Raw genomic sequence first — 23,512 nt, 5'->3', positions numbered from 1 at the left:
GGTGTTGGGCGATGAAAGCGGGCAGTTTCTGCCCGGTTTTTCAGTGTTGGGCAGTGCTGAGGCGTGATTGCCTGCGCAGGAACACCATTTGCGCCGTCACGCCGATCACCAGCGCCAACGCAATGCCCGCCTGCGCGCCCAGCAGCACCGGGGATTTCAGATCAGTGACGAAGGGGTGGCCATCGGGAACGCGACGCAACGTCTCGGACACGGTGGGCACCATCAGGAAAAAAGCCGTCAGGCTCAGCAAGATCGTCTCCACATACACCCGGGCTTGCCCCAGCCAGGCCACGCGCCCTACCCCATAACCCGCCAACAGCAGCGTAATCGTAATAATGCCGATGGCGTTGCTGACGGGCTGATGCGCGACCAGGAACACGGTGAGGCCGCCGATCAACATCGACACAAAATACAACACGCCCGGCACTGAGCGCGGCACGATGCGGCCATGCCGGATAAACATGTAGGCGGCCAGTGGAATGGCCGGCAAGCTGCCGAGGGTGTGCAGCCAGCCGAGAGCGGAGATTCCGAACATAGTGGTGTTCCCATGTGGTTGGATGATGTGCAAAAACGGTCAGCGCGGGAAAGGCTCATCCCGATGGCGCCGGCGCGCTATGATCTCGGCGGTCAGCTTAGTGAGGGCGGGGTCGAACCGACATGATGAATCCCCTGGAAAACTTGATCATTCATCCACAAATGCAGCTGGAAGGGCTGGCCAAGGGCGACCTGCTGTCCCAGGTACTGGCGCAGATCCGCCTGACAGGTGATCGGGTCTATTCCTGCACGCTGACGGAGGCACAGCCCCTCACGCTGGATGAAAAAAGCGCGCACATCTGCGTGCTCCAGCACGGTCGGTTGCATCTGAACGTTGCCCATCAGCCACCCCTGACGCTGCAGCAAGGCGATGTGATCCTGCTGCCCCACGACCCCACGGGCATTACGCTGACCGCCCTGAATGGGCCGGCAACCGTGGTCATCTGCCGCTTCTGGTTCGACGCGAGCAGCTTCCAGGCCATGCTGTTCGCCCTGCCGCGGCTGATCCATATCCAGCAAGCCGACGCCGCCGCGTGGGCGGAAGGCATTCTGCATTTCATGTTGCTCGAAGCCCACGACACGCAACCGGGCGGCGCGTTGATGATTTCGCGCCTGATCGACTTGGTGGTGATTCGCATCCTGCGCACCTGGGTGCACCAGGGCGCCGCTTCCGGATGGTTGGGTGGGCTGTCGGACGCGCGTATCGCGCGCGTGCTGAAAGCCATTCACGAAACACCAGGCAAGCAATGGCGCATCGACAATCTGGCCGAGGTGGCGGGCATGTCGAGGTCTAACTTCTGCGAACGCTTCAGCGCCTTGGTCGGCCGCTCGCCGCTTCGGTATCAGAATGAATGGCGGCTGACCCTGGCAAAAACCATGCTGGCCAAACAGGACGGCCGCATCGGGGAAGTGGGCTTCGCGATTGGCTACGCGTCCGAGGCCGCGTTCAGCCGGGCTTACAAAGCCTTTTTCGGCCGCTCGCCACGGGATGACAACGCCCGGCCGGGTTAGGCCGGGACGTGTGTATCAATGCCCGGCGCTTTGCCCGCCGTCTACATGCAGAATCTCACCGGTCACAAAGCCGGCGGTTTCCAGGTAGACGATTGCCTGGGCGATGTCACTCACTTCCCCCATGTGCCCGACCGGGTGCAATTGCCCCAACGCCATGTGGGTTTCTGCACCGTGCATCGGTGTCTTGATGATCCCCGGGCTCACGGCATTCACGCGAATCCCGCGCTTGGCGTATTCAATCGCCAAGGATTTGGTCGCCGAATTCAAGCCGCCTTTGGTGAGGTTGGCGAGTACCGACGGCACGCCGTCAATGGCGTGGTCAGCCAGGCTGGTGGTGACGTTGACGATGTGGCCGGCGCCGTGTTTTTCCATTTCGGCAATGGCGAGTTGGGTGATGTAGAAGAAACCATTGAGGTTCACCGCGAGCACGTTGGCGTAGTCCTCCTGGGTGTAGGCGGTGAAGGGTTTGGCGATGAAGATGCCGGCATTGTTGATCAGGCTGTCGATGCGCCCGAAGGTGGCCAGGGTGTCGCGGATGATGCGCTGGGCCGTGGCCGGGTCGGCGATGTCGCCGGCGACGGTGAGGATGTCGGGGTCGGTGGACGGCTGGATCGAGCGCGAGGTGGCGACCACGCGATAATCGAGGGCACGGTAGGCCTGGACCACAGCGGCGCCGATACCTTGGGACGCGCCGGTGATGATGACGACTTTTTTCATGATGATGCTCCGGTAGGGATTCAGGCTTGGGATTTGCGGTATTCGGTGGTGGTGATGCCGGCGTAGCCCCAGTTATCGGTGTCGACTTCTTCGATGACGATATGGGTCAGGTCCGGGCGTTTGTGCAGGACCCGTTCGAGGGTTTCAGTGAATTCGGCGATGACCTGGGCTTTTTGCTCCGGGGTAACGCCGTCACGGGTAATGCGCAGGCTGACAAAGGGCATGGCGAAGACTCCAGTGGCCGACCATCGGGGTGACGGGCAGGCAGTGGGGCCAATTTAGGCTTGCGCCGGGAGGGGATAAAGGTGGGCACGGGTACTTCATTAGTGATTCGATGTAACAAGTCTGCCCTGCACAGACGGGCATAAAAAATCTATGGTCACCCCCATTTTTGCAATACTGATTAACGGGTGGTGTGGTTGGCTTGCTTAAATCTATCCGGCGTCTGTTTGGGGCTTGCCCCAGCGCCACGATGAGAGTCGCGCCTGACGATCCTTAAAAACCCGTCGGCTTCTGAAGCCGATTTTTATGTCAGGATCTTCGCCAGGCCGGTAGGCCGTTCACGTCATCCGTTGTTCAGCTATCGCAAAACCTGAAGGGTGAGTCGTGGTACTGCAACAACCGCAGGGTCAGGCGTTCAAGGCGTCTGGCCCTGCTTCATATTGCGCATGATGAGCCGCTATCGCCCAAGCGATACGCGCCAGTTTGTTGGCCAGGGCACAGGCCACCACATTCGAGTGTCGTCGGCGCAGCAGCGCTCGCACCCAGTCGGCCAAAGCCCCTTTCTGGTGATCCAGCCGCTGCATGTAAACCCTGGAGCATTGCACCAACAGTTGTCGCAGGTGCTTGTCACCTCGCTTGCTGATCCCCAACAAATTGGCTTTGCCGCCCGTGCTGTACTGTCGCGGCACCAAGCCCACTGAAGCCGCAAAATCGCGACTGCATCGGTATTGCTTGCCATCGCCCATTTCTACAGCCAGAAGGCTGGCGGTGATCGGGCCGACACACGGCATGCTAAGCAAACGACTCCCCAGATCATCGTCGGCCAGCTGGCAAGCCAGTTCTTTGTCCAGTTCCTTGATCCGTTCATCCAGGTAAACGAAGTGATCGTGCAGGCGTTGCAACAGCACTGTCAGCCGCGCAGGCAGCTCATGCTCGGCCAAAACAGCTGCCAAACGCTTCATGATGGCTAAGCCTTTGGGCAGGCTGATGCCAAATTCCAACAGGAAACCGTGCATCTGATTGGCTGTCTTGGTGCGGTCATGCACCAACGACTCGCGCATGCGATGCAGAACAGACAGGGTTTGCTGAGACTCGGTTTTAGGCGTGACGAAGCGCATGGACGGACGAGAAGCCGCCTCGCAAATAGCCTCTGCGTCGATAAAGTCGTTTTTGTTGCCCTTGACGAAAGGGCGGACAAACTGCGGTGAAATCAACTTGGTCGTATGCCCCATCGCCGCAAGCTGACGGGCGATGAAGTGAGAGCCGGCACAGGCTTCCGTTACCACGACGCAGCTCGGCAAGTTGCCGAAGAACCGCATCATCTGCGCTCGCGAGAGCTTTTTGCGAAACACCTCGCGGCCTGATTTGTCTTGGCCGAGAAGGTGGAAATTATGTTTGCCGAGATCGATCCCAATCAGTGCTGACTCGCTCATGATGATGGCCTCCGAAAACAAAACACCCTGTGAAAGCGTAGCCCTCACAGGGTGTTGGGGGTGACCATCTCATTAACCCCGAACCAGTCGGGGTTTTTTATCGCCTGAAACTCAGGCGCGACGCCGGATCAATTAGAAAACGTTGATCGGGTAGTCGGCGAACAGACGGATTTCGTTACCGCCTACGTTGTAGTTGCTGGCGTTGTTGGACACGCGCAACCACGACGCGCGCGCGCGCAGGCTCAGGTCTTTGGCCGGGCCGCTCTGGACCACGTACTTGAACTGGTTCCAGATTTCGCGCTCGGTGCCGTCGCCGCGGTTGGTACCGTCGTCGATGTTGGTACCACGCACGTAGGCAACGTTGTAGGTCAGGCCCGGCACGCCGAAGGTGGCGAAGTCGATGCCATAGCCCACTTGCCACGAACGCTCGTCCTTGCCGTTGAAGTCGGACCAGTAGGAGTTAGCCAGCAGGATGGTGTTGCCACCGTCGCCGATGCCGCCAGCGTTGCGGTAGCCGCCGTACAGGTAGCCGGTGTCGCCGGTGCTGCGCTGGTGAGCCACGGTGAAGCTGTGCGGGCCAACGGCCCAGGTCGCGCCCAGGCTCCAGATCTTGTTGTCGCGCGCGTCTTCACTGCCTTGGTTTTCCAGGGCGAAGCTCTTGTCCAGCTTGGTTTTGTAGCCGTTGAAGTCAAAAGTCAGCGACTGCTTCTCTGGCAGGGCCAGTACGTAGTTGACGTTGACGTATTGCTTCTTCAGCACGTCCTGCATGTCGGAGGCGTACAGCGCGGCAGACAGGCTTTCGGTAAATTTGTAGCTACCACCGATGTAGTCGATGCTTTTCAGGCGACCGCTGTCGGTGCCTTCCGTGCTCTTGCGCGCTTCTTTGGTGAAGTGACCCGCGTCCAGTTGCAGACCGGCGATCTCTTTGGAAACGATCGAGGTACCGGTGTAGGTTTCCGACAACAGACGGGAGTTGTCGTACTGCAGCACAGGCACGGCCGGGAACTGATCACCGTACTTGAGCACGGTGTTGGAAACGCGGAACTTCACGGCAGCGCCGCCTTTGGCCAGGTCGTGTGGTGCCGAGCCAGGGTTGTTGGCAGTGCCATTACCCGGTTTGAAGAAGTCGATACCGCCCGCGCCAGCGCGACCTTTACCACCGTCCAGGCGGATAGCGTATTGGCCGATCACGTCCACACCCACACCGACGGTGCCCTGGGTGAAACCGGACTCCAGCTTGCCGATGAAGCCTTGGCCCCATTCGGCTTTGTCTTGCTTGCCGTTTTTGTAGTCGCGGCTGATGTAGGCGTTACGTGCGGCGATGTTCAGGTGGCTGTCTTCGATAAAACCCTTGGACTGGTCCTGGTCGTTTGCCATTGCTGTCGATGCGCTCAAAATCCCCAGAGCGATCAGACTCATCCGTTGCTTCAACATTTTCTTGTATTCCTTATTCCTGGTTGAGTACGCGCTGTGACACCAGGCTCCGTAATGCTTTTTCTGGTGTCGACTGAATCCGGAAAAAAGAAGGCCCGCGGACGACTGAACATGCCGCGGGCCTTTTTTATTGGATGAGTCATGGCGGTTAGCCACAGGCGTTGGGCGCAATCCTAGTCGCGCCCGGAACTATGTGTCAATTTCGCGAATCGTCTGTATTTAGGCGAAATAATTCTAAGCGCAGGCCTACAACCACATTGAAAGCGACAAAAAACCGCATGCAAAACGGCAAAAAACACATTCCGTAACATATTTAAAAGCCGATACGTTTGGCAATTGATAACGCGCGCAAATGCAAAGCATTACCATTAACGCGTAGTTTTCCTCCCAAACCATTCGGATACATTCCTTAATGCCTGCCCCTCGCCTGACGCCCATCACCCTTGGGCTTTCCGTTCTGCTGTCTGCCGGTTTTGCCTGTGCGGCCACCACCTTGCCCGAAACCTCGATCAGCGCCGAAGCTGACGAAGACGACCCACGCGTCAAGGAAACCAGCACCGCCACCCGCACCGCTACGCCGGTGCGTTATGTGCCCCAGGCCATCGACTCGGTTAAGACCGAAAGCCTGCGCGCCTACGGCACCAATGACCTGGGCCAGGCGTTGAGCGGCATTCCCAACGTCAGCAGTGGCGCCGACACGCGCTTCGACAGCCTGCGCATCCGGGGTTTCGATGCGAGCAACGATTTCTACCTGGATGGCATCCGCGATGACAGCCAGTACGTGCGCGACCTGCACAACATCGAGCGCATCGAAGTGCTCAAGGGGCCAGCTGCCGTACTCTACGGGCGAGGCGGTCAGGGAGGGATCGTCAACCGTGTGAGCAAACTGCCTACCGCCGGCCACAAGTCGAGTATCGAGGCCCAAGGCGGCAGCAACGATTTGCGCAGCCTGTATGCCGACCTCAGCACCGACCCCACCGATAACATCAGCCTGCGCCTGAACATGGGCAACCAGGACAACAACAGCTTCCGCGATGGCGTCAGCGGCAATCGCCAGCTGTTCGCACCGTCCATGAGCTGGCAGCTCACGCCGGACCTGAATTGGCTGGTGCAATACGAATACAGCCGCTACAACCGCACGCCGGACCGTGGCATTCCCGGGGTCAACGGCCGGCCGGCGGATGTGAGCCGCAGCACCACCTACGGCGACAGCCGCGACTACATCGACGACAAATCCCAGTCCCTGCGCTCCAAGCTGGCCTATGAGCTCAACGACAACTGGCAACTGCGCCAGACCCTGGGCGTGTTCAAGCTCGACAGTGATTTCGACAACACCTACCAGACCGCCTACGTGCCTGCGACCAACAGCGTGACACGCCAGCGCTGGCAGCAAGACCTGACCACGCGGAACCTCTTCAACAACGTCGAACTGGAAGGCGGCTTCAGCACCTTCGGCCTGGAACACCGCCTGCTCACCGGCGTCGAAATGGGCAGCCAACGCCGCGATCCGAAGCTCTACAACGGTGGCAACACCGTGCCGAGCCTCAACCTCAACCAGCCCAACCGCCACCTGAGCCACACCGGGCGGATGAGCGTATCCAGCAACAACCACACCGAAGTGGAAAGTCGTGCGGTTTATATACAAGACCAACTGCGCCTGAACGATCAATGGCAGCTCCTGGCTGGCCTGCGTTACGACCGCTTTGAAGTCGATACCAAGAACAAACTCAACAACCTCCAGCAAGACGTCGACAGCCATAACGCCAGCCCGCGCATCGGCCTGGTGTGGACACCCCTGGAAAACCACTCGTTCTACGCCTCGTGGAGCAAGACGTTCTCCCCAGCCGGCGGCGGCCTGATCGGCATCACCCCGAGCGCCACCAGCGGCGCCAACGACCTGAGCCCCGAACTGACCAAACAGAAGGAAATCGGGGTCAAGAGCGACTGGCTGGACGACCGTCTGAGCACCACCCTGGCGGTGTACGAACTGGAACTCTACAACCGCCGCACCAGCGACCCGCTGGACCGCACCATCACCCTGCTCAGCGGTTTGCAACGCTCACGCGGCGTGGAGCTGACTGCCACCGGCAAGATCGTCGGCAACTGGTACGTACGCGGCGGTATCGGCCTGCAGGACGCCACGGTGGTGAAGGACAACAACGGCTTTGAAGGCAAGCGCGTCAGTGATGTGGCCAAGCGCAACGGCAGCCTGTTTATCACCTGGAAACCAGAAATGGGCTGGTACGCCGAAACCGGTTTGACGCTGGTGGGGGATCGTTACGCCGACAGTCTCAACACCGTGGTGCTGCCGGGTTATGGCCGTTGGGATGCGTTGGCCGGGTTCCGCCAGAAGGAATGGGACGTGAGGGCGGCGCTGAACAATATCGCGGATAAAAACTACTATGCGTCGGCGACCAGCGTGGCGCAGATCCAGCCGGGAGAGCCGCGCAGCGTGGTGGTGACTGGGACCTACAGTTTCTAAACCGAATACATCCAAAAGGTGTAGGAAGGGGCTTGCCCCCGATGGCAACCGGTCGGTTGATATTTTTGCCTGACACGCCGCTATCGGGGGCAAGCCCCCTCCCACATTTGTTCTCTGTGTTGCTTAGTTTTTCAGCAGGTCACACAACGCGTGCACTTCATCCTCACTGAACAACCCCGCCGGATAGCGTTTACTCATCACGCTGCGCAAGTCAGGCTGTTGCCTGATCTGTCGCGAACCGTTTTCCTTCAACCAGAGCGCCAGCGCATGGATCGCGTCGCCGTTGACCCGCAAGGGGTGGAACGTGCGCGTGTACATCAGGTTGATATCGGCATTCATTTCAGCGCTCTCTCCTACTGCGTGAGCGGCTAACTTACTCAAGGTTTATGACAGAACTGCGCAGTCATTAACTTGGGCCACTGTGACGACACCGATACAAGAGCTATGCCAATGTCTCGTGTTTATAGGCATACGCACACAAAAAAGCCCGCGACCTTGCTGGGCCGCGGGCTTGCTGTAAGCGCTCGAACCAGATAGCCCCTGGCTCCGGTTAAAGCACTGTTACAACTGCACTCAATTTTTGTGCGGAGCAGGCTGTTGTTGGGTCAGGCAATGGATATTGCCGCCCCCCAGTAACAGTTCGCGGCCCGGCACCATCACCACTTCGTGCTGCGGGAACAGGTCCTGCAGGATCGCCTTGGCCTGGCTGTCCAGCGGGTCGTCGAAGCTTGGGGCGATGATGCCGCCGTTGACGATCAGGAAGTTCACGTAGGAACCGGCCAGGCGCACGGTCGGATTGCGCTCCTGGGAGCCGTCAACCGGGTCGACACCGGCGCATTCTTCCTCGGTGGCGTACAGCGGCCCCGGGATCGGCATTTTATGCACTGTGAACGAGCGGCCCTGGGCGTCGGTGCTGCTTTGCAGCACGTCCAGGGCGGCGTGGCAGCGCGCGTAGTTCGGGTCGTGCGCGTCATCGGTCCAGGCCAGCAACACTTCGCCCGGGCGCACGTAGCAGCAGAAGTTATCCACATGGCCGTCAGTTTCGTCGTTGAACAGGCCATCCGGCAACCAGATGATCTTATCCACAGCCAGGTTGGCGCTCAGCACCGCCTCGATCTCGGCCCGGCCCAGGTGCGGGTTGCGATTGCGGTTGAGCAGGCATTCCTCGGTGGTGATCAGGGTGCCTTCGCCGTCGACATGGATCGAACCGCCTTCCAGCACAAAACCTTCGGTGCGGTAGCGCGGTGCGCGTTCGATCTCGAGGATCTTGCCGCCAACCTGGGAGTCGCGGTTCCACGGCGCATACAAGCCGCCGTCAAAACCGCCCCAGGCGTTGAAATCCCAGTTCACGCCGCGCACTTCGCCGCTGTTGTTGATCACGAAGGTCGGGCCGGTGTCGCGCACCCAGGCGTCATCGCTGGACATCTCCACCACACGGATATTCGGCACATCCAGGCGTGCGCGGGCATTTTCGTACTGGCCGGCGGATACGGCAACGGTCACCGGTTCAAAACGTGCGATCGCCTTGGCCACCGCCACATGGGCAGCCTGCGCCGGCTTGCCGCCCAGGCGCCAGTTGTCCGGGCGCTCGGGCCAGATCATCCAGGTTTGCGTCTGTGGCGCCCATTCGGCGGGCATGTGGAAGCCATCGGCGCGAGGGGTACTGTGCAGGGTGGTCATGGCGGTCAGGGCTCCGAATGGGGTAAATGCCGACTTTATAACGGATAAAAATCGGCTTTAAAAGCGACAAAAGATCATAGTCGATAAATATGACAGTACTTAACCGATAACAATCGATTAACTACAACTGCTCATCCAGCACCTTCGACAGCATGTCGACAAAGAAGTCCACGCTGCGCCTCGACGTGACCATCGGCGGCTTGATCTTGAGGATGTTCAGATAGTCGCCGGTGGGCTGCATGAAAATTCCCAGTTCCCGCAGGCGATCACACAACAAGGTGGTTTCTTCGGTGGCGGGCTCCAGGGTTTGCCGGTCGCGTACCAATTCCAGGCCGAGGTAAAACCCGGAACCGTGGACGGCGCCAACCAATGGATGGCGCTCGATCAGAGCTTCCAGGCGAGCCTTGAAATGCCCGCCGACCACTTGGGCGTTTTCCCACAGTTTTTCTTCCTCCATCACATCCAACACGGCCATGCCGATGCGACAACTGACCGGGCTGCCTCCTGACGACGAGAAGAAATAACCTTCAGCCTCCAGCGCTTCGGCGATTTCACGCCGGGTAATCACCGCCCCCAGGGGCTGGCCATTGCCCATGCCCTTGGCCATGGTGATGATATCGGGCACCACGCCCTGCTCTTCAAAGCCCCAGAAGAAGTGCCCCATGCGGCCATAGCCCACCTGCACTTCATCGGCGATGCACACGCCGCCTTGGGCACGCACAAGCGTATACACCTGCTGCAAATAGCCCGGCGGCAACGAGATACCACCGGCATTGCCGTACACCGGCTCACAGATGAAACCGGCCAACTGGCGTTTGCTTGCAGCGATTTTCGCCAGGTTGTGCTCCACACTTCGTACGTAATCGGGCGCACTGTCCTGCCCGCGAAACTCGCCGCGATAGGTATTCGGCGCCGTCACCGGGTGCACCCAGTCCGGCCGGCTGCTCAAGGCCTGGGGGTTGTCGGCAATCGAGGTGGACACCGCATCCGCCGCCACCGACCAGCCATGGTAGGCCTCCAGCACACTGAGCATGTCGCGCCCGCCGCTGTAGGCCCAGGCCAGGCGGATCGCCAGGTCATTGGCCTCGGTGCCGCTGTTGACCAGGAACACCCGGTCCATGCCCTCCGGTGCCAGCGCCAGCAAGCGCTCGGAAAACTCGGCAATCGCCGCATAGTGAAAGCGCGAGTTGGTGTTGAGCAACGACCACTGCCGCGCCGCCACCGCCGCCATACGCGGGTGGCCGTGGCCGAGTACCGCCACGTTATTGAGCATGTCCAGGTAGGAGCGGCCCTGCATGTCGATCAGGTGGTTGCGCCAGCCGCGCTCGATACGCGGCGGGTCGACGTAATAGTGCTTTTGCGAACGGGCGAAACTGGCGTCGCGCCGGGCCAGCAGGGCCTCGGGGTCCAGCTCGGGCTCGGCGTCGCAGGCCAGCCCCAGCAGCGCAGCCGGCGATGGGCACAGTGCTTGCCACGCCAGTGCCCGGGACGGTGCGCAGAACAGCGGTGCGGGCAAGTCAGCCCGGCAAAGCTGTACCGTCAGCGGCCCCTCGACCTCACCGATCACCTGGCCCTTGAGCACTGCGGCACCCGGCTGCAAAAGCGGCTTTACACCCCACAGCCGCACGGTCGCTTCGCTGTTATGCACCTGCAGTTCGCCATTGGCCCCCCGTCGCACCACACCGGCAAACGGCGCTTCGACGGAAGTCGCCAACGACACGTGCAGTTCAACGTGCAACGGGAACGTCTCCGGCTCGGTCGCACTGTCGGGCCGAGTACACGACAACCGGTACTGCCCATAGCGACTCGCCGCCAAGCCATGCACCGCCGCCGCCTCCTGCAACAGGCGCTGATCGATGCCGGGTTGCTCCCAGTTGCCGGCCTCGAAATGCGGGCTGAGCACGCCCAGGTCGATCAGCGCGAACTCGCGGCCTACCAACCCCGGCAACAAAGGAGCAAAGCCTTGGCTGGCGACGGGTGTGGGTGCCTGACCAACACTGCTGAGAATCGCCGCTTCCATCAGCTCAAACGGCACCGAGGTCGCTACATGGAAGATTTCCCACTCATGCCCGGCATTTTTCAACAGGTAGCTGTTATGCGGATCCAGCCGTTGTTGCTGCTCGCTGCTCAAGACCAGCACCGCCGCGCGGGCGACGATCAGCGGCCATAGCGCCTGTAATTCTTCATGCTGCAACGGCGTCACCGCATGGCAAGCCTGGACCGCCGGCAAGATAGCAAAGGGGTCGCCCTCGGCATGGTGCAGCAGCGCGGCGCAGGTCACCGACAGATCGGCAATGCGCCAGGTGCGCACCAGGTCGCCGAAATCGATCACGCCCTGAAGTTGCCAGTGGCGTTGCGCATCACGCTGCCACACCACATTGTCGTCGGTGATATCCATGTGCACGGCTTGCCACGGCAGGTGGTCGGCCAGGGGACGCATACGGTCCTGGACCTGCTCAGCCACTTGTTCCAGCGCTTGGCGGTGAGGCAAATCTTCCAGGGTTGCCAGCAGATGCCTGATCAATTCCAGGGCATGGCGCGGGTCCCATTGCAACGTACGCTCCAGGCCCGGATGTTCAAACGACGCCAGCGCCTGGCTCATCCGACCGCAAAGGTCGCCAAAGCTTGCGATCACCCTGCGCCCCAAGTGGGGCAGATAGGTCAACGGCTGGCCGTCGATATAGTCCAGCACCCGCACATGCAGGGTTTGGCCGTCGAGGGTCAGGGTCAGCAGTTCCTCACCTGTCAGGGCCTTGATGACCTTGGGTACGCGCACCGCCTGCAGGCTGTTGAGCGCCGCGTGCTGGGCCTGAAGTTCCACGGCAGCGTAGTCGCCCCGGCAGATTTTCAGAACGAACCGGCCACGGGCACTGTCGACTTTGTAGTTAAGGTCTTGCTGGCTGCCCAGCGATCGCAACGTGCCACTAAGGCCGTAATACTGCTCAAGCAATCGAGCCGCCTGATCGGGGCTGACTTGCGGGCAGGGTAGACTGGCGCGATGGATCAGGGTGGCGAGCAACATGGGGGTGGCCTCGGTTTTTAGGGGTGTATATCGCCATTGTTCAGGGGGCTTACGCAACCCCCTGCGCAAACCACGCTTGCACCGCTCGGCGTCACAACTCAAGCTATGCTCCATTCGCTTAATGTCCGTCTAAGGAAAAGGCCCTCTGACATGCGCATTCTCATCACCGGTGGCGCCGGTTTTATTGGCTCTGCCTTAATCCGCCACCTGATTCAACACACCGAGCACGAAGTGCTCAACCTGGACAAACTCACGTATGCCGGCAACCTGGAATCGCTGACCAGCATCGCGTCCAACAGCCGCTACGAGTTCGTCCAGGCCGATATTGTCGACCAGGCCACTGTCAGTGCCGTACTGAAGCGCTTTGAGCCCCAGGCGATCATGCACCTGGCGGCCGAGTCCCATGTAGACCGCTCGATCGATGGCCCGTCGGACTTCATTCAGACCAATATCGTGGGCACCTACAGCTTGCTGGAAGCCACCCGCGCCTATTGGCAGACGCTCGACGAGCCCGCCAAGCGCGCGTTCCGCTTCCATCACATCTCCACCGATGAGGTGTACGGCGACCTGCATGGCGTGGACGACCTGTTCACTGAAACCACACCCTATGCACCCAGCTCACCGTATTCGGCCAGCAAGGCGGCGTCCGATCACCTGGTCCGCGCCTGGCAGCGCACCTACGGCTTGCCGGTGCTGCTGACCAACTGCTCGAACAACTACGGGCCATTCCACTTCCCCGAGAAGCTGATCCCGCTGGTGATACTCAATGCCCTCGCGGGCAAGCCGCTGCCGGTCTACGGTGATGGTTTGCAGGTGCGCGACTGGCTGTTCGTCGAAGACCATGCCCGCGCATTGCTCAAAGTGGTCACCGAAGGTGTGGTCGGCGAGACCTACAACATCGGCGGACACAACGAGCAGAAGAATATCGACGTGGTGCGTGGTATCTGCGCCCTGCTCGAAGAACTGGCGCCACAGCGCCCGGCTGGTGTCGAGCAGTTCACCGACCTGATTACCTTCGTGAAGGATCGCCCGGGCCACGACCAGCGCTATGCCATCGATGCAGGCAAGATCGAGCGAGAGCTGGGTTGGACCCCCGAAGAAACCTTTGAAACAGGGCTGCGCAAAACCGTGCAGTGGTACCTGGATAACCTGGAATGGTGCCGCAGGGTCCAGGACGGCAGTTACCAGGGTGAACGTTTGGGCAACACCGACCTTAAGGATCTGATTGCATGATGAAGGGAATCGTATTGGCCGGCGGCTCCGGCACGCGTTTGCACCCCATTACCCTGGGCGTGTCCAAGCAACTGCTGCCGGTGTATGACAAGCCGATGATCTACTACCCGATCTCGGTACTGATGCTGGCGGGGATCAAAGAGATTCTGGTGATATCCACACCGGTGGACTTGCCGCAGTATCGCAACCTGCTGGGCGATGGCAGCCAGTTTGGCGTACGTTTCAGTTATGCCGAACAGCCAACCCCGGATGGCCTGGCCCAGGCCTTCATCATTGGCGAGGAATTCATCGGCGATGACCCTGTGTGCCTGATCCTGGGTGACAACATCTTCCATGGTCAGCACTTCGGCGAGCAATTGCTCGGCGCCGCCAAGCGGCCGACGGGCGCTACTGTCTTCGGCTACTGGGTCAAGGACCCGGAGCGCTTCGGCGTGATCGACTTCGACAGCGAAGGCCGTGCCCTGTCCATCGAAGAAAAACCTGCGAAGCCCAAGTCCAGCTACGCAGTGACCGGCCTGTACTTCTACGACAACGACGTGATCAAGATCGCCAAGGCAGTCAAGCCTTCGCCTCGAGGGGAGCTTGAGATTACCGACGTCAACAACGCCTACCTCAAGCGCGGCGACCTGCAGGTAGAGCGCTTCGGCCGTGGCTTTGCCTGGCTGGATACGGGGACGCACGACAGCTTGCTGGAAGCCTCGCAGTACGTGCAGACCATTGAACACCGCCAAGGCTTGAAAGTGGCCTGCCTGGAAGAAATCGCCTACGAAAATGGCTGGATCGACCGTGACCACCTGCTGGAACGTGCCAAGTACTTCGGCAAGACCGGCTATGGCCAGTACCTGTACTCGCTGGCCGGAGAGAACCAGTGAACGTCGTTGAAACCACTTTGCCCGGCGTGCTGATCCTCGAACCCAAAGTGTTCGGCGATGAACGCGGCTTTTTCTACGAAAGTTTCAACGCCCGCGCCTTTGAAGCGGCCACCGGGCTCAAGCGTGACTTCGTGCAGGACAATCACTCGCGCTCGCAAAAAGGCGTGCTGCGGGGCCTGCACTACCAGCTCGAACACACCCAGGGCAAACTGGTGCGCGTCATCGCCGGGGAAGTGTTGGACGTGGCCGTGGACATCCGCCGCAGCTCGCCGAACTTTGGCCAGTGGGTCGGCGTGCGGCTGTCAGCACAGAACAATCGCCAGCTGTGGGTGCCGGAAGGTTTCGCCCATGGGTTCGTGGTACTGAGCGATCACGCCGAGTTCCTGTACAAAACCACCGATTACTACCAGCCCAGCGCCGAACGCAGCATCCTGTGGAATGACCCGACGCTGGCCATCGATTGGGAGCTGACCGAAGCGCCCCGGTTGTCCGCCAAGGACCAGGCCGGTAAACCCCTGAAGGAAGCCGACTTGTTCCCATGAAGATCCTGATCTGTGGCCAACACGGCCAAGTCTCCCGCGAACTGCAACAACGCCTCCAGGGCCTGGGCGAACTCATCGTCCTGGGCCGCGACCAGCTTGACCTGGCCAATGCAGAGCAGATCCGCCAGCAAGTGCGCGCCCACCGCCCCAGCCTGATTATCAACGCAGCGGCTCACACCGCTGTCGATCAGGCCGAAAGCGAACCAGACGCCGCATTTGCCATCAACGCCATCGCCCCCGGCATTCTCGCCGAGGAAGCCAAGGCCCTGGGCATCCCGCTGATCCACTATTCCACCGACTACGTGTTCGACGGCAGCAAACCGGCGCCCTACATCGAAGCCGACACCCCGAACCCACTGGGCGTCTATGGCCAGAGCAAGCTGACCGGCGAGCAGGCGATTGCGGCCGTGGGCGGCGAGTACCTGATCCTGCGCACCAGTTGGGTCTACTCCAACCACGGCAAGAACTTCCTGCTGACCATGCAACGCCTGCTGCAGGAAAAGCCGCAGATGCGCATCGTCGCCGACCAGATCGGTGCACCAACCTGGGCCGGCAGCATCGCCGACAGTACGCTTGCATTGATCGAACGCTGGCAAGCAGGCACAGCGGGGGAATGGGGGGTGTATCACCTGACCGCCCAAGGTGAAACTTCGTGGTTCGGTTTTGCCGAGGCCATCGGCGAGCATCTGCGCAAGCAAGGCAAAGCCTGCGCCGAGCTGGAAGCCATCCCTTCCAGCGCCTACCCGACACCCGCCCAGCGCCCACTGAACTCACGCCTCGATTGCAGTCGCTTGCAACAACAGTGGCACGTCAGCCAGCCACATTGGCAAGACGCATTGCGCGAGTGTCTTGCACAGCAGCACTAGGCATAATGCGCCTGTACCCACAGGCGCACGACTCCCATGACTCCACCCCTCCCGCGTAGACCCCGCTGGCGCAGCCTCGCCCTCTTGGCGTTGTGCCTGGCACCGCTGTTGTGGCCGCTGGAGCATCTGGCCGAGCGCTATTACCGCAGCGAACTGGCCGGCCAGAACCGCCAGACCCTCGACCTGTACGTCGCCAACCTGCTCGGCACCCTGCACCGCTATGAAGTGCTGCCGCAAATCCTGGGTGACCTGCCGGCCCTGCGCACTGCATTGGACGCGCCCAACGTCAGCACCAACCTGGTCAACGCCAACCTGCTGCTCAAAGAGGTTGCCGCCCAGGCCGGGGTGGAAGTGATGTACCTGATGGACACCACCGGCAAGACCCTCGCGGCGTCCAATTGGGATAAACAAGACAGCTTTGTCGGGCGCAATTTCTCGTTCCGTCCGTATTTCAGCGAAGCCATGGCCGGGCGCCTGGGGCGGTTTTTCGGCCTGGGCACTACCTCGGCCAAGCGCGGTTACTTCTTCGCCGCCGCCGTGCGCGACGGCGATACGATCATCGGTGTGCTGGTGGTCAAGGTCGACCTGGACCACACCGAAAGCCTGTGGGGCAACACCCCGGAACAACTGCTGGTCACCGACCACAACGGCGTGGTGATCCTGACCTCGCGCCCGCAATGGCGATTCCGCGCGACCCGCCCGCTGACCGCTGAAGAACGCCAGGCGATCATCGCTATCCAGCCCTACCCGACTCGCGACCCGCAGCCGCTGAGCCTGAGCAGCACCGCGTGGCTGCGTCAATCCACGGCCATCGCCGAGACCGGCTGGAACGTGGAGATCCTCGCGCCGCGTTCGTTGATCAGCCGTCCGGTGCGCACTGTGGTTGCCGTCGGCGGCGCGACGCTGTTGGTGTTGATGTTGTTGTTAGGCTTGATGATGCAACGTCGCCGTCACTATCTGGAGCGCATTGCGTTCGAAGCCAAGGCCCGGCGCGAGCTGGAAGCGCGGGTGGTCGAGCGTACCAGTGACCTGGAAGGCCTCAACCGGCGCCTGAAACAGGAGGTGCTGGAGCGCGAACACGCCCAACAGGAGCTGGTACGTGCCCAGGACGACCTGGTGCAAGCGGGCAAACTGTCGGCGCTGGGCACCATGTCGGCGAGCATCAGCCACGAACTCAATCAGCCCTTGGCGGCGATTCGCAGCTACGCGGAAAACGCCGAAATCCTGCTCGACCATGAACGCACCGATGACGCCCGCGGCAACCTCAAGCTGATCAGCGAACTGACCGGGCGCATGGCCTCGATCATCGCCCACCTGCGCGCCTTCGCCCGCCGCGACCGCCATGCGCCCGAAAGCGTGGCCCTGCAACCGGCGCTGGACGATGCACTGGCGTTGCTGGCCAAGCGGCGACGGTCGATGGAGGTGGAACTGATCCGCGATTTGCCGGAAGCCACCCTGTGGGTACAAGCCGGCGAAACCCGCCTGCGCCAGGTACTGGGCAACCTGCTGGCCAACGCCCTCGACGCCCTCACCGAAAAAGGCCCGCCGCGCAGACTCTGGCTGAGTGCCGAAACCACCGAACAGGGCGTCAACCTGTACATTCGTGACAACGGCCCGGGCTTCTGCATGGAAGCCCTGGGGCGCGCCAGCGAGCCGTTCTACACCACCAAGACGCGCACCCAGGGCCTGGGCCTGGGGCTGGCGATCTGTGAGACCCTGATGCGTGCCTTCGGCGGCGAACTGCTGTTTGCCAACCACAAGGAAGGCGGCGCGCTGTTAACCTTGAAATTGCGTGCCGGCTCGCCGGGCGTCAGTCTGCAACCGTCCGAGGACCGCAGTGTATGAGTATCGATAACCAGATTCAGGTGGTGTTGATCGACGACGATCCTCACCTGCGTCAGGCCCTGTGCCAGACCCTGGACCTGGCCGGGCTGAAAGTCCTGACCCTGGGCGAAGCCAGCGGCCTCACGGCGCGCCTGTCGCGGGACTGGCCGGGCGTGGTCGTCAGTGACATCCGCATGCCCGGCATGGACGGCCTGGAGCTGCTCGCCGAACTGCACGGCCAGGACCCGGACCTGCCGGTGCTGCTGATCACCGGCCACGGCGATGTGCCGCTGGCGGTGCAAGCCATGCGCGCCGGGGCCTATGATTTTCTGGAAAAACCCTTCGCCAGCGACGCCCTGCTCGACAGCGTGCGCCGTGCGCTGGCCCTGCGCCGCCTGGTACTGGACAACCGCAGCCTGCGCCTGGCGCTCAGCGATCGTCAGCAATTGAGCACGCGACTGGTCGGGCATTCGCCGCAAATGCTGCGCCTGCGTGAACAGATCGGCGCCCTGGCTGCGACCAAGGCCGATGTGCTGATTCTCGGCGAAACCGGCGCCGGCAAAGAGGTGGTGGCGCGTGCGCTGCATGACCTGTCGAGTCGCCGCAGCGGGCCGTTCGTGGCGATCAACGCCGGGGCGCTGGCTGAATCGGTGGTCGAAAGCGAGCTGTTCGGCCACGAGCCGGGTGCCTTCACCGGCGCGCAGAAACGCCGCATCGGCAAGTTCGAGTTCGCCAACGGCGGCACCTTGTTCCTCGATGAAATCGAAAGCATGAGCCTGGATGTTCAGGTCAAACTCTTGCGCCTGTTGCAGGAGCGTGTGGTGGAGCGCCTGGGTGGCAATCAACTGATCCCGCTGGATATCCGCATCATCGCCGCCACCAAGGAAGATCTGCGCCAGTCCGCCGACCAGGGCCGCTTCCGTGCCGACTTGTATTACCGACTCAACGTCGCGCCGCTGCGTATTCCGCCACTGCGTGAACGGGGTGAGGATGCACTGATGCTGTTCCAGCATTTCGCCGATGAGGCCAGCAGCCGCCACGGCCTGCCGTTGCACGAACTGCAACCCGGCCAGCGCGCGCTGCTGCTACGCCATAGCTGGCCGGGCAATGTGCGCGAATTGCAAAACGCCGCCGAGCGCTTTGCCCTGGGGCTGGAGCTGGCACTGGATGCAACGCCGGACAACCCTGCCGCCGGTGTGCTGACGTCCACCTCGGGTGGCCTGAGCGAACAGGTCGAGCAGTTTGAAAAAAGCCTGATCGCCGCCGAGCTGACCCGCCCCCACGGCTCCATGCGCAGCCTCGCTGAAGCCCTCGGCGTACCGCGCAAGACCTTGCACGACAAGCTGCGCAAGCACGGCCTGAATTTCGCCAACCAAAGCGGCGATGACGAATGACCGCCCCCACTCGCCAAGAGGCCCCCATGAACCGCGACAGCCGTTACCTGGAATCCATCCTGCACCACGACATCCCCCTCACCCGGGAAATGGGCCTCAAGGTGCTCGACTGGCAACACGGCCAATTGCAGCTTCACCTGCCCTTGCAGGCCAACATCAACCACAAGAGCACCATGTTCGGCGGCAGCCTGTATTGCGGTGCAGTGCTGGCGGGTTGGGGCTGGCTGCACTTGCAACTGCGTGAAGCAGGCATCGAAGACGGGCACATCGTGATTCAGGAAGGGCAGATCAGCTATCCGCTGCCGGTCACACGGGATGCGACGGTGGTGTGCCAGGCACCGGAGGAGAAGGTGTGGAAGCGCTTTGTGGCGACGTACAAGCGCTATGGTCGGGCACGATTGACGCTGGAGACATGGGTTGTAAATGAGGGCAGCGAGGAGCGTGCAGTGGCCTTTACCGGGCAGTACGTCCTGCACCGCTGACCGCCACACCGCCCCTCCCACCTTTGGCCTTAGGATCGGGCCAGGGTCAGCAAGCGCTCGCGCCACGCGGCCTTGGCCGGCAACGCCAGAAAGAACGGGTTCAACAACGATGCCCGCGCCGGGTAGCTGAACGGCTCACCGCTCAGCTCCAACACCTCGCCCCCAGCGCCTTCCAGCACGCCTTGGGCTGCAGCCGTGTCCCACTGCGAAGTCGGCGCCAGGCGCGGATAGCAGTCTGCACTGCCCTCGGCCAACAGACAGAACTTCAGCGAACTGCCGATATTCGTCAGTTTCAACGCGCCCAGGCCTTCGCTGAGCCCGCCCAGCAAACGCTCCTGCTCCGGGCTGGTGTGCCGACGGCTCGCGACCACGGTGAACGACTCGCCCGCTGCCGGCGCTTCACGCACCTGGATCTGCTTGGGCGCTTCCTTCACGTCGGAGCGCCAGGCCCCCAGACCGGCGCCACCGAAGTAGCAACGGCCATTGGTGGGCATCGAGACCACGCCGAACACGACGCGGCCCTGTTCGATCAGGGCGATGTTCACGGTGAATTCTTCGCTGCCGGAGATGAACTCCTTGGTGCCGTCCAACGGGTCCACCAGCCACCAGCGCTGCCAGCCGGCGCGCACGCTCTGGTCGATATCGGCATCTTCCTCGGACAGCACCGGAATACTCGGGTCCAGCGCGGTCAGGCCGGCCAGGATCAGGTGGTGAGCGGCCAAGTCCGCTGCTGTAACCGGCGAATCATCGGCTTTGGACGTAACGGCCACGTCAGCGCGCCAGTACGGCAGGATCACTTCACCGGCCTGACGGGCCAGCTCGATAACCGGGGCAATAAACGGGTGGCCTAAAAACAGTTCGCTCATGCGTTAAACGCTCCTCGCTGGGTCAACAGGTCTCGTACCAGGTACAGCGCGGCCAGGGCGCGGCCTTCGCTGAATTGCTCATTTTGCGCCAGCATCGACAGCTCACGCAGGTTGACCCGGTCCACACGCATCGGCTCAGGCTCATCGCCTTCCAGGCGTTCTTCATAGAGGTCGGTGGCCAGTACCACCTGGATTTTCTGGCTCATGTAGCCAGGCGACAGCGACAGTTCGGTGAGGTGCTCCAACTGCCGTGCGCCGTAGCCGGCCTCTTCCTTGAGTTCGCGATTGGCCGCCGCCAGCACGTCTTCGCCGGGTTCGATCAAGCCCTTGGGCAAGGACAGCTCATATTCGTCGGTGCCACCGCAGTATTCTTCCACCAGCAACGCATGCTCAGCGTCGATCATCGCCACGATCATCACCGCACCATAGCCGGCACCGCGGCCCACCAGGCGTTCGTAGGTCCGTTCAACGCCATTGGAAAAGCGCAATTGCACTTCCTCCACGCGGAACAAACGGCTACTGGCGACTATTTCGCGAGCGAGGACGGTGGGTTTCTGGCGCATGAGCGGCTCCTTGGCGTGATCGGGTTACTATACCGTGGCTTTTCCGATTGTCTGTGTCGGATATCTTTACTTACATGAGACCGCCCCATGCCCTCTTTGCCCTGGCACGCCATCGACACTGTCCTGCTGGACATGGACGGCACCTTGCTCGACCTGCATTTCGACAACCACTTCTGGATGGAACACCTGCCCCAGCGCTACGCCGAGCTGCATGGCGTGAGCCGCGCCATGGCCGAGATGGAGTTGCAGCCGCTGTTCGAGCGTAACGCGGGACAGTTGCAATGGTATTGCCTGGATTTCTGGAGCACTGAGCTGAAGATCCCGGTACGCGAACTCAAGCTGGAAACCGCTCACCTGATCGCCCTGCGCCCGGATGCCGATACCTTCCTCGCGGCGATCAAACAGGCTGGCAAGCGTGTGATCCTGATCACTAACGCTCATCGTGATTCGCTGTCATTGAAGTTGGAACGCATTGAACTGGCGCCGTATTTCGAACGGTTGATCAGCTCCCACGATTATGGTTTCGCCAAGGAACACCCGCAGTTCTGGGATGCCCTGCAAGCGGATATCGGCTTCGACCCGGCACGTAGTCTGTTTATCGATGACACCTTGCCGATCCTGCGCAGCGCCCAGGCGTTTGGCGTGGGGCATTTGCTGGCGGTGAAGGAGCCGGACAGCAAGAAGGGGCCGAAGGACACACAAGAATTTGCAGCAGTCGAAGACTACCGGGATCTCATTGCCGGACTCTGAACCCATGTGGGAGGGGGCTTGCCCCCGATGGCGGTGCATCAGAGACACATTCAGTGACTGACACACCACCATCGGGGGCAAGCCCCCTCCCACATTTCGTCCTGCGTTTTACTCAGGAATACGCAGTGTCTGCCCTGGGTAGATTTTGTCTGGGTGCGACAGCAGCGGCTTGTTGGCTTCGAAGATCTTGTTGTACTGGTTGGCGTTGCCATACACCGCCAGGGAAATCGCGCTGAGTGTGTCGCCCTTTTTCACCACGACGAAACGGGCGGCAGTAACAGCCGGGCCGGTTACGGTGATCTGGTCATCCACACTAGCCACACCGGCAATATTGCCCAGCGCCAGCAGGATCTTCTCTTTCTCTTCCTGGGTGGCGACTTCACCGGTCACGGTCACCTTGTCGCCATCCACGGTGGTCTGCACATTCGGATTACCCAGACCCACTTTGGACACGTGCTCCTTCAACTGTTCACTGGCGTTTGCATTACCCGGCGTCAACAGGTCGACAATCTTTTCGCCGGCTTCCTTGATAAAACTGAAAATGCTCATAGTGCGCGCTCCTTCTTAATTGAATTCCAGATGCCCAAGACTAGACCAGTCCTACAGACTTGGGTTCCAGCCCGGCAAAAGACCCAAACGCGCTAGAATCCCCCCGCCATTGGAATAAGCCCTGGAGCGAAGATGGACATCAAGCAGCTGAAATTCCTCATCGCCCTCGACGAGACGCGTCACTTCGGCCAGGCGGCGGCGCGTTGCCACATCACTCAACCGACCCTGTCGATGCGCCTGCGCAGCCTTGAAGAAGAGCTGGACCTGCCCTTGGTCAATCGCGGCCAGCGCTTCGAGGGCTTTACCGCCCCCGGCGAACGCGTGCTTGCCTGGGCGCGCACGGTGCTGGCGGCGTATGACGGTTTGCAGGCCGAAGCGGCTGCCTGTCGCGGCAACCTCGTCGGCACATTGCGCCTGGGCGTGGTGCCGCTGTCGAGCTTCGATCCCTTGGCGTTGATGCAGCAACTGCATAAAGAGCACCCGAACTTGCGCTTCGAGCTGTCGGCGCTCAGCTCCGAACAGATCCTTGAGCAACTGGCGAGCAATCGCCTGGACCTGGGCGTGTCTTACCTGGAGCGCCTGGACAACGAGCGCTTCGACTCCCTGGCCTTGGGCGAAACCCGCATGGGCCTGCTTTACGACCAACGCTTCTTCAGCTTTGGCGACACGCCGTTGAGCTGGGAAGCCCTGATCGAACTGCCCCTGGGCATGCTCACCAGCGGCATGCACTTTCGTCAGTCCATCGACCACAACTTCCACAGCCGTGGGCTCAACCCGCAGCCGCTGTTGCAGACCGATGCCGTCCATCAGTTGTTGCAAGCCGTGCATGGCGGCCTGTGCTGTGCCGTGATGCCTTTGGATGGTGGCCTGGACGCACTCACCGAGCATCTGCGCCTGCAGCCGATCGAGGACGCCCATACACTCGCTCGTCTGGGCTTGATCATGCGCCGCGGTGCACCGCGCTCGGCGTTGGCCGAGGCGTGTTTCGCGCTGTATCAAAAATCGCAAAACGAGCCTTGATCGACGTCATCTATCG

The 23,512-nt window shown here is 61.3% G+C and carries 22 protein-coding genes; 11 read left to right on the top strand and 11 right to left on the bottom strand.

Translation table 11 applies throughout. The features are described from left to right. Nucleotides 1-40: 40 nt before the first annotated feature. Complete coding sequence (locus tag M2497_RS02305) at nucleotides 41-535, bottom strand: hypothetical protein (protein ID WP_248485692.1); 495 nt, start codon at nucleotides 533-535, stop codon at nucleotides 41-43. Between the two features lie 122 nt (nucleotides 536-657). Here M2497_RS02305 and M2497_RS02300 point away from each other — a divergent pair, with 122 nt between their 5' ends. After that, nucleotides 658-1,545, top strand: a complete 888-nt coding sequence (locus tag M2497_RS02300; protein ID WP_248485691.1) for an AraC family transcriptional regulator — start codon at nucleotides 658-660, stop codon at nucleotides 1,543-1,545. A gap of 15 nt (nucleotides 1,546-1,560) precedes the next feature. Here the strand turns inward: M2497_RS02300 and M2497_RS02295 are convergent, their stop codons facing one another. From M2497_RS02295 to M2497_RS02280, 4 genes are all read right to left on the bottom strand, one after another. Further along, nucleotides 1,561-2,262, bottom strand: coding sequence for an SDR family oxidoreductase (locus M2497_RS02295; RefSeq protein ID WP_248485690.1), 702 nt, complete (start codon nucleotides 2,260-2,262; stop codon nucleotides 1,561-1,563). Nucleotides 2,263-2,282: 20 nt separating this feature from the next. Continuing rightward, nucleotides 2,283-2,486, bottom strand: a complete 204-nt coding sequence (locus tag M2497_RS02290) for a 4-oxalocrotonate tautomerase family protein (protein WP_016979078.1) — start codon at nucleotides 2,484-2,486, stop codon at nucleotides 2,283-2,285. Nucleotides 2,487-2,891: 405 nt separating this feature from the next. Further along, nucleotides 2,892-3,917, bottom strand: coding sequence for an IS110 family transposase (locus M2497_RS02285; protein WP_058426805.1), 1,026 nt, complete (start codon nucleotides 3,915-3,917; stop codon nucleotides 2,892-2,894). Nucleotides 3,918-4,049: 132 nt separating this feature from the next. Next, nucleotides 4,050-5,351: an OprD family porin gene (locus M2497_RS02280; RefSeq protein WP_058426224.1), complete on the bottom strand. Its 1,302-nt coding sequence runs from the start codon at nucleotides 5,349-5,351 to the stop codon at nucleotides 4,050-4,052. Nucleotides 5,352-5,763: 412 nt separating this feature from the next. Between M2497_RS02280 and M2497_RS02275 the strand changes: the two genes are divergently transcribed. Continuing rightward, a complete protein-coding gene (locus M2497_RS02275) occupies nucleotides 5,764-7,833 on the top strand; it encodes a TonB-dependent siderophore receptor (protein ID WP_248485689.1) in 2,070 nt (689 codons plus the stop codon). 123 nt (nucleotides 7,834-7,956) lie between these two features. On the opposite strand, the gene M2497_RS02270 is transcribed toward M2497_RS02275, so the two are convergent. The 3 genes from M2497_RS02270 to M2497_RS02260 all read right to left on the bottom strand — a co-directional run bounded on the left by M2497_RS02270 (nucleotide 7,957) and on the right by M2497_RS02260 (nucleotide 12,535). After that, nucleotides 7,957-8,172: a hypothetical protein gene (locus M2497_RS02270; RefSeq protein WP_248485688.1), complete on the bottom strand. Its 216-nt coding sequence runs from the start codon at nucleotides 8,170-8,172 to the stop codon at nucleotides 7,957-7,959. Between the two features lie 234 nt (nucleotides 8,173-8,406). After that, nucleotides 8,407-9,513 carry an agmatine deiminase gene (gene aguA / locus M2497_RS02265; protein ID WP_248485687.1) on the bottom strand — a complete coding sequence of 369 codons (1,107 nt, stop codon included), beginning with the start codon at nucleotides 9,511-9,513 and terminating at the stop codon, nucleotides 8,407-8,409. 121 nt (nucleotides 9,514-9,634) lie between these two features. After that, on the bottom strand, nucleotides 9,635-12,535 hold the full coding sequence (locus tag M2497_RS02260; protein ID WP_248485686.1) for an aminotransferase: 2,901 nt from the start codon (nucleotides 12,533-12,535) through the stop codon (nucleotides 9,635-9,637). A 150-nt stretch (nucleotides 12,536-12,685) separates the two neighbouring features. Here M2497_RS02260 and rfbB point away from each other — a divergent pair, with 150 nt between their 5' ends. Genes rfbB through M2497_RS02225 form a run of 7 tightly spaced genes read left to right on the top strand, consistent with a single transcriptional unit; the run spans nucleotide 12,686 to nucleotide 19,748 of the window. Further along, nucleotides 12,686-13,768 (top strand): dTDP-glucose 4,6-dehydratase, encoded by a 1,083-nt coding sequence (gene rfbB, locus M2497_RS02255; protein WP_058426229.1) that lies wholly within the window; start codon nucleotides 12,686-12,688, stop codon nucleotides 13,766-13,768. After that, on the top strand, nucleotides 13,765-14,640 hold the full coding sequence (gene rfbA / locus M2497_RS02250) for a glucose-1-phosphate thymidylyltransferase RfbA (protein WP_248485685.1): 876 nt from the start codon (nucleotides 13,765-13,767) through the stop codon (nucleotides 14,638-14,640). Before rfbB ends, rfbA begins: the two co-directional genes overlap by 4 nt. Continuing rightward, nucleotides 14,637-15,182, top strand: a complete 546-nt coding sequence (gene rfbC, locus M2497_RS02245; RefSeq protein ID WP_248485684.1) for a dTDP-4-dehydrorhamnose 3,5-epimerase — start codon at nucleotides 14,637-14,639, stop codon at nucleotides 15,180-15,182. The genes rfbA and rfbC overlap by 4 nt, the downstream gene beginning before the upstream one ends. Next, entirely contained in the window at nucleotides 15,179-16,048 is an 870-nt protein-coding gene (rfbD, locus tag M2497_RS02240; RefSeq protein WP_248485683.1) for a dTDP-4-dehydrorhamnose reductase, read from the top strand. Before rfbC ends, rfbD begins: the two co-directional genes overlap by 4 nt. A 36-nt stretch (nucleotides 16,049-16,084) precedes the next feature. Next, nucleotides 16,085-17,893, top strand: coding sequence for an ATP-binding protein (locus M2497_RS02235; RefSeq protein WP_248485682.1), 1,809 nt, complete (start codon nucleotides 16,085-16,087; stop codon nucleotides 17,891-17,893). After that, the gene (locus M2497_RS02230) at nucleotides 17,890-19,266 is read left to right on the top strand and encodes a sigma-54 dependent transcriptional regulator (protein WP_058426234.1); all 1,377 of its coding nucleotides are present in this window, start codon (nucleotides 17,890-17,892) and stop codon (nucleotides 19,264-19,266) included. The genes M2497_RS02235 and M2497_RS02230 overlap by 4 nt, the downstream gene beginning before the upstream one ends. A 26-nt stretch (nucleotides 19,267-19,292) precedes the next feature. Then, nucleotides 19,293-19,748, top strand: a complete 456-nt coding sequence (locus tag M2497_RS02225; protein ID WP_248485681.1) for a thioesterase domain-containing protein — start codon at nucleotides 19,293-19,295, stop codon at nucleotides 19,746-19,748. A gap of 29 nt (nucleotides 19,749-19,777) precedes the next feature. On the opposite strand, the gene cysQ is transcribed toward M2497_RS02225, so the two are convergent. Then, nucleotides 19,778-20,614: a 3'(2'),5'-bisphosphate nucleotidase CysQ gene (gene cysQ / locus M2497_RS02220; protein ID WP_248485680.1), complete on the bottom strand. Its 837-nt coding sequence runs from the start codon at nucleotides 20,612-20,614 to the stop codon at nucleotides 19,778-19,780. Then, a complete protein-coding gene (gene nudE, locus M2497_RS02215) occupies nucleotides 20,611-21,177 on the bottom strand; it encodes an ADP compounds hydrolase NudE (RefSeq protein ID WP_248485679.1) in 567 nt (188 codons plus the stop codon). The genes cysQ and nudE overlap by 4 nt, the downstream gene beginning before the upstream one ends. A gap of 87 nt (nucleotides 21,178-21,264) precedes the next feature. Between nudE and yrfG the strand changes: the two genes are divergently transcribed. Further along, complete coding sequence (gene yrfG, locus M2497_RS02210) at nucleotides 21,265-21,927, top strand: GMP/IMP nucleotidase (RefSeq protein WP_248485678.1); 663 nt, start codon at nucleotides 21,265-21,267, stop codon at nucleotides 21,925-21,927. Nucleotides 21,928-22,035: 108 nt separating this feature from the next. Here yrfG and lysM read toward each other — a convergent pair whose 3' ends face one another. Then, nucleotides 22,036-22,476 carry a peptidoglycan-binding protein LysM gene (gene lysM / locus M2497_RS02205; protein ID WP_003187704.1) on the bottom strand — a complete coding sequence of 147 codons (441 nt, stop codon included), beginning with the start codon at nucleotides 22,474-22,476 and terminating at the stop codon, nucleotides 22,036-22,038. A 132-nt stretch (nucleotides 22,477-22,608) separates the two neighbouring features. Between lysM and M2497_RS02200 the strand changes: the two genes are divergently transcribed. Further along, nucleotides 22,609-23,496, top strand: a complete 888-nt coding sequence (locus tag M2497_RS02200; RefSeq protein WP_248485677.1) for a LysR family transcriptional regulator — start codon at nucleotides 22,609-22,611, stop codon at nucleotides 23,494-23,496. The last annotated feature ends 16 nt before the right edge of the window (nucleotides 23,497-23,512 follow it).

The organism is Pseudomonas sp. CYM-20-01 (genome assembly GCF_023169845.1).
GTDB lineage: Bacteria > Pseudomonadota > Gammaproteobacteria > Pseudomonadales > Pseudomonadaceae > Aquipseudomonas > Aquipseudomonas azotoformans.
This window is presented reverse-complemented; position numbering and strand designations above follow the sequence as displayed.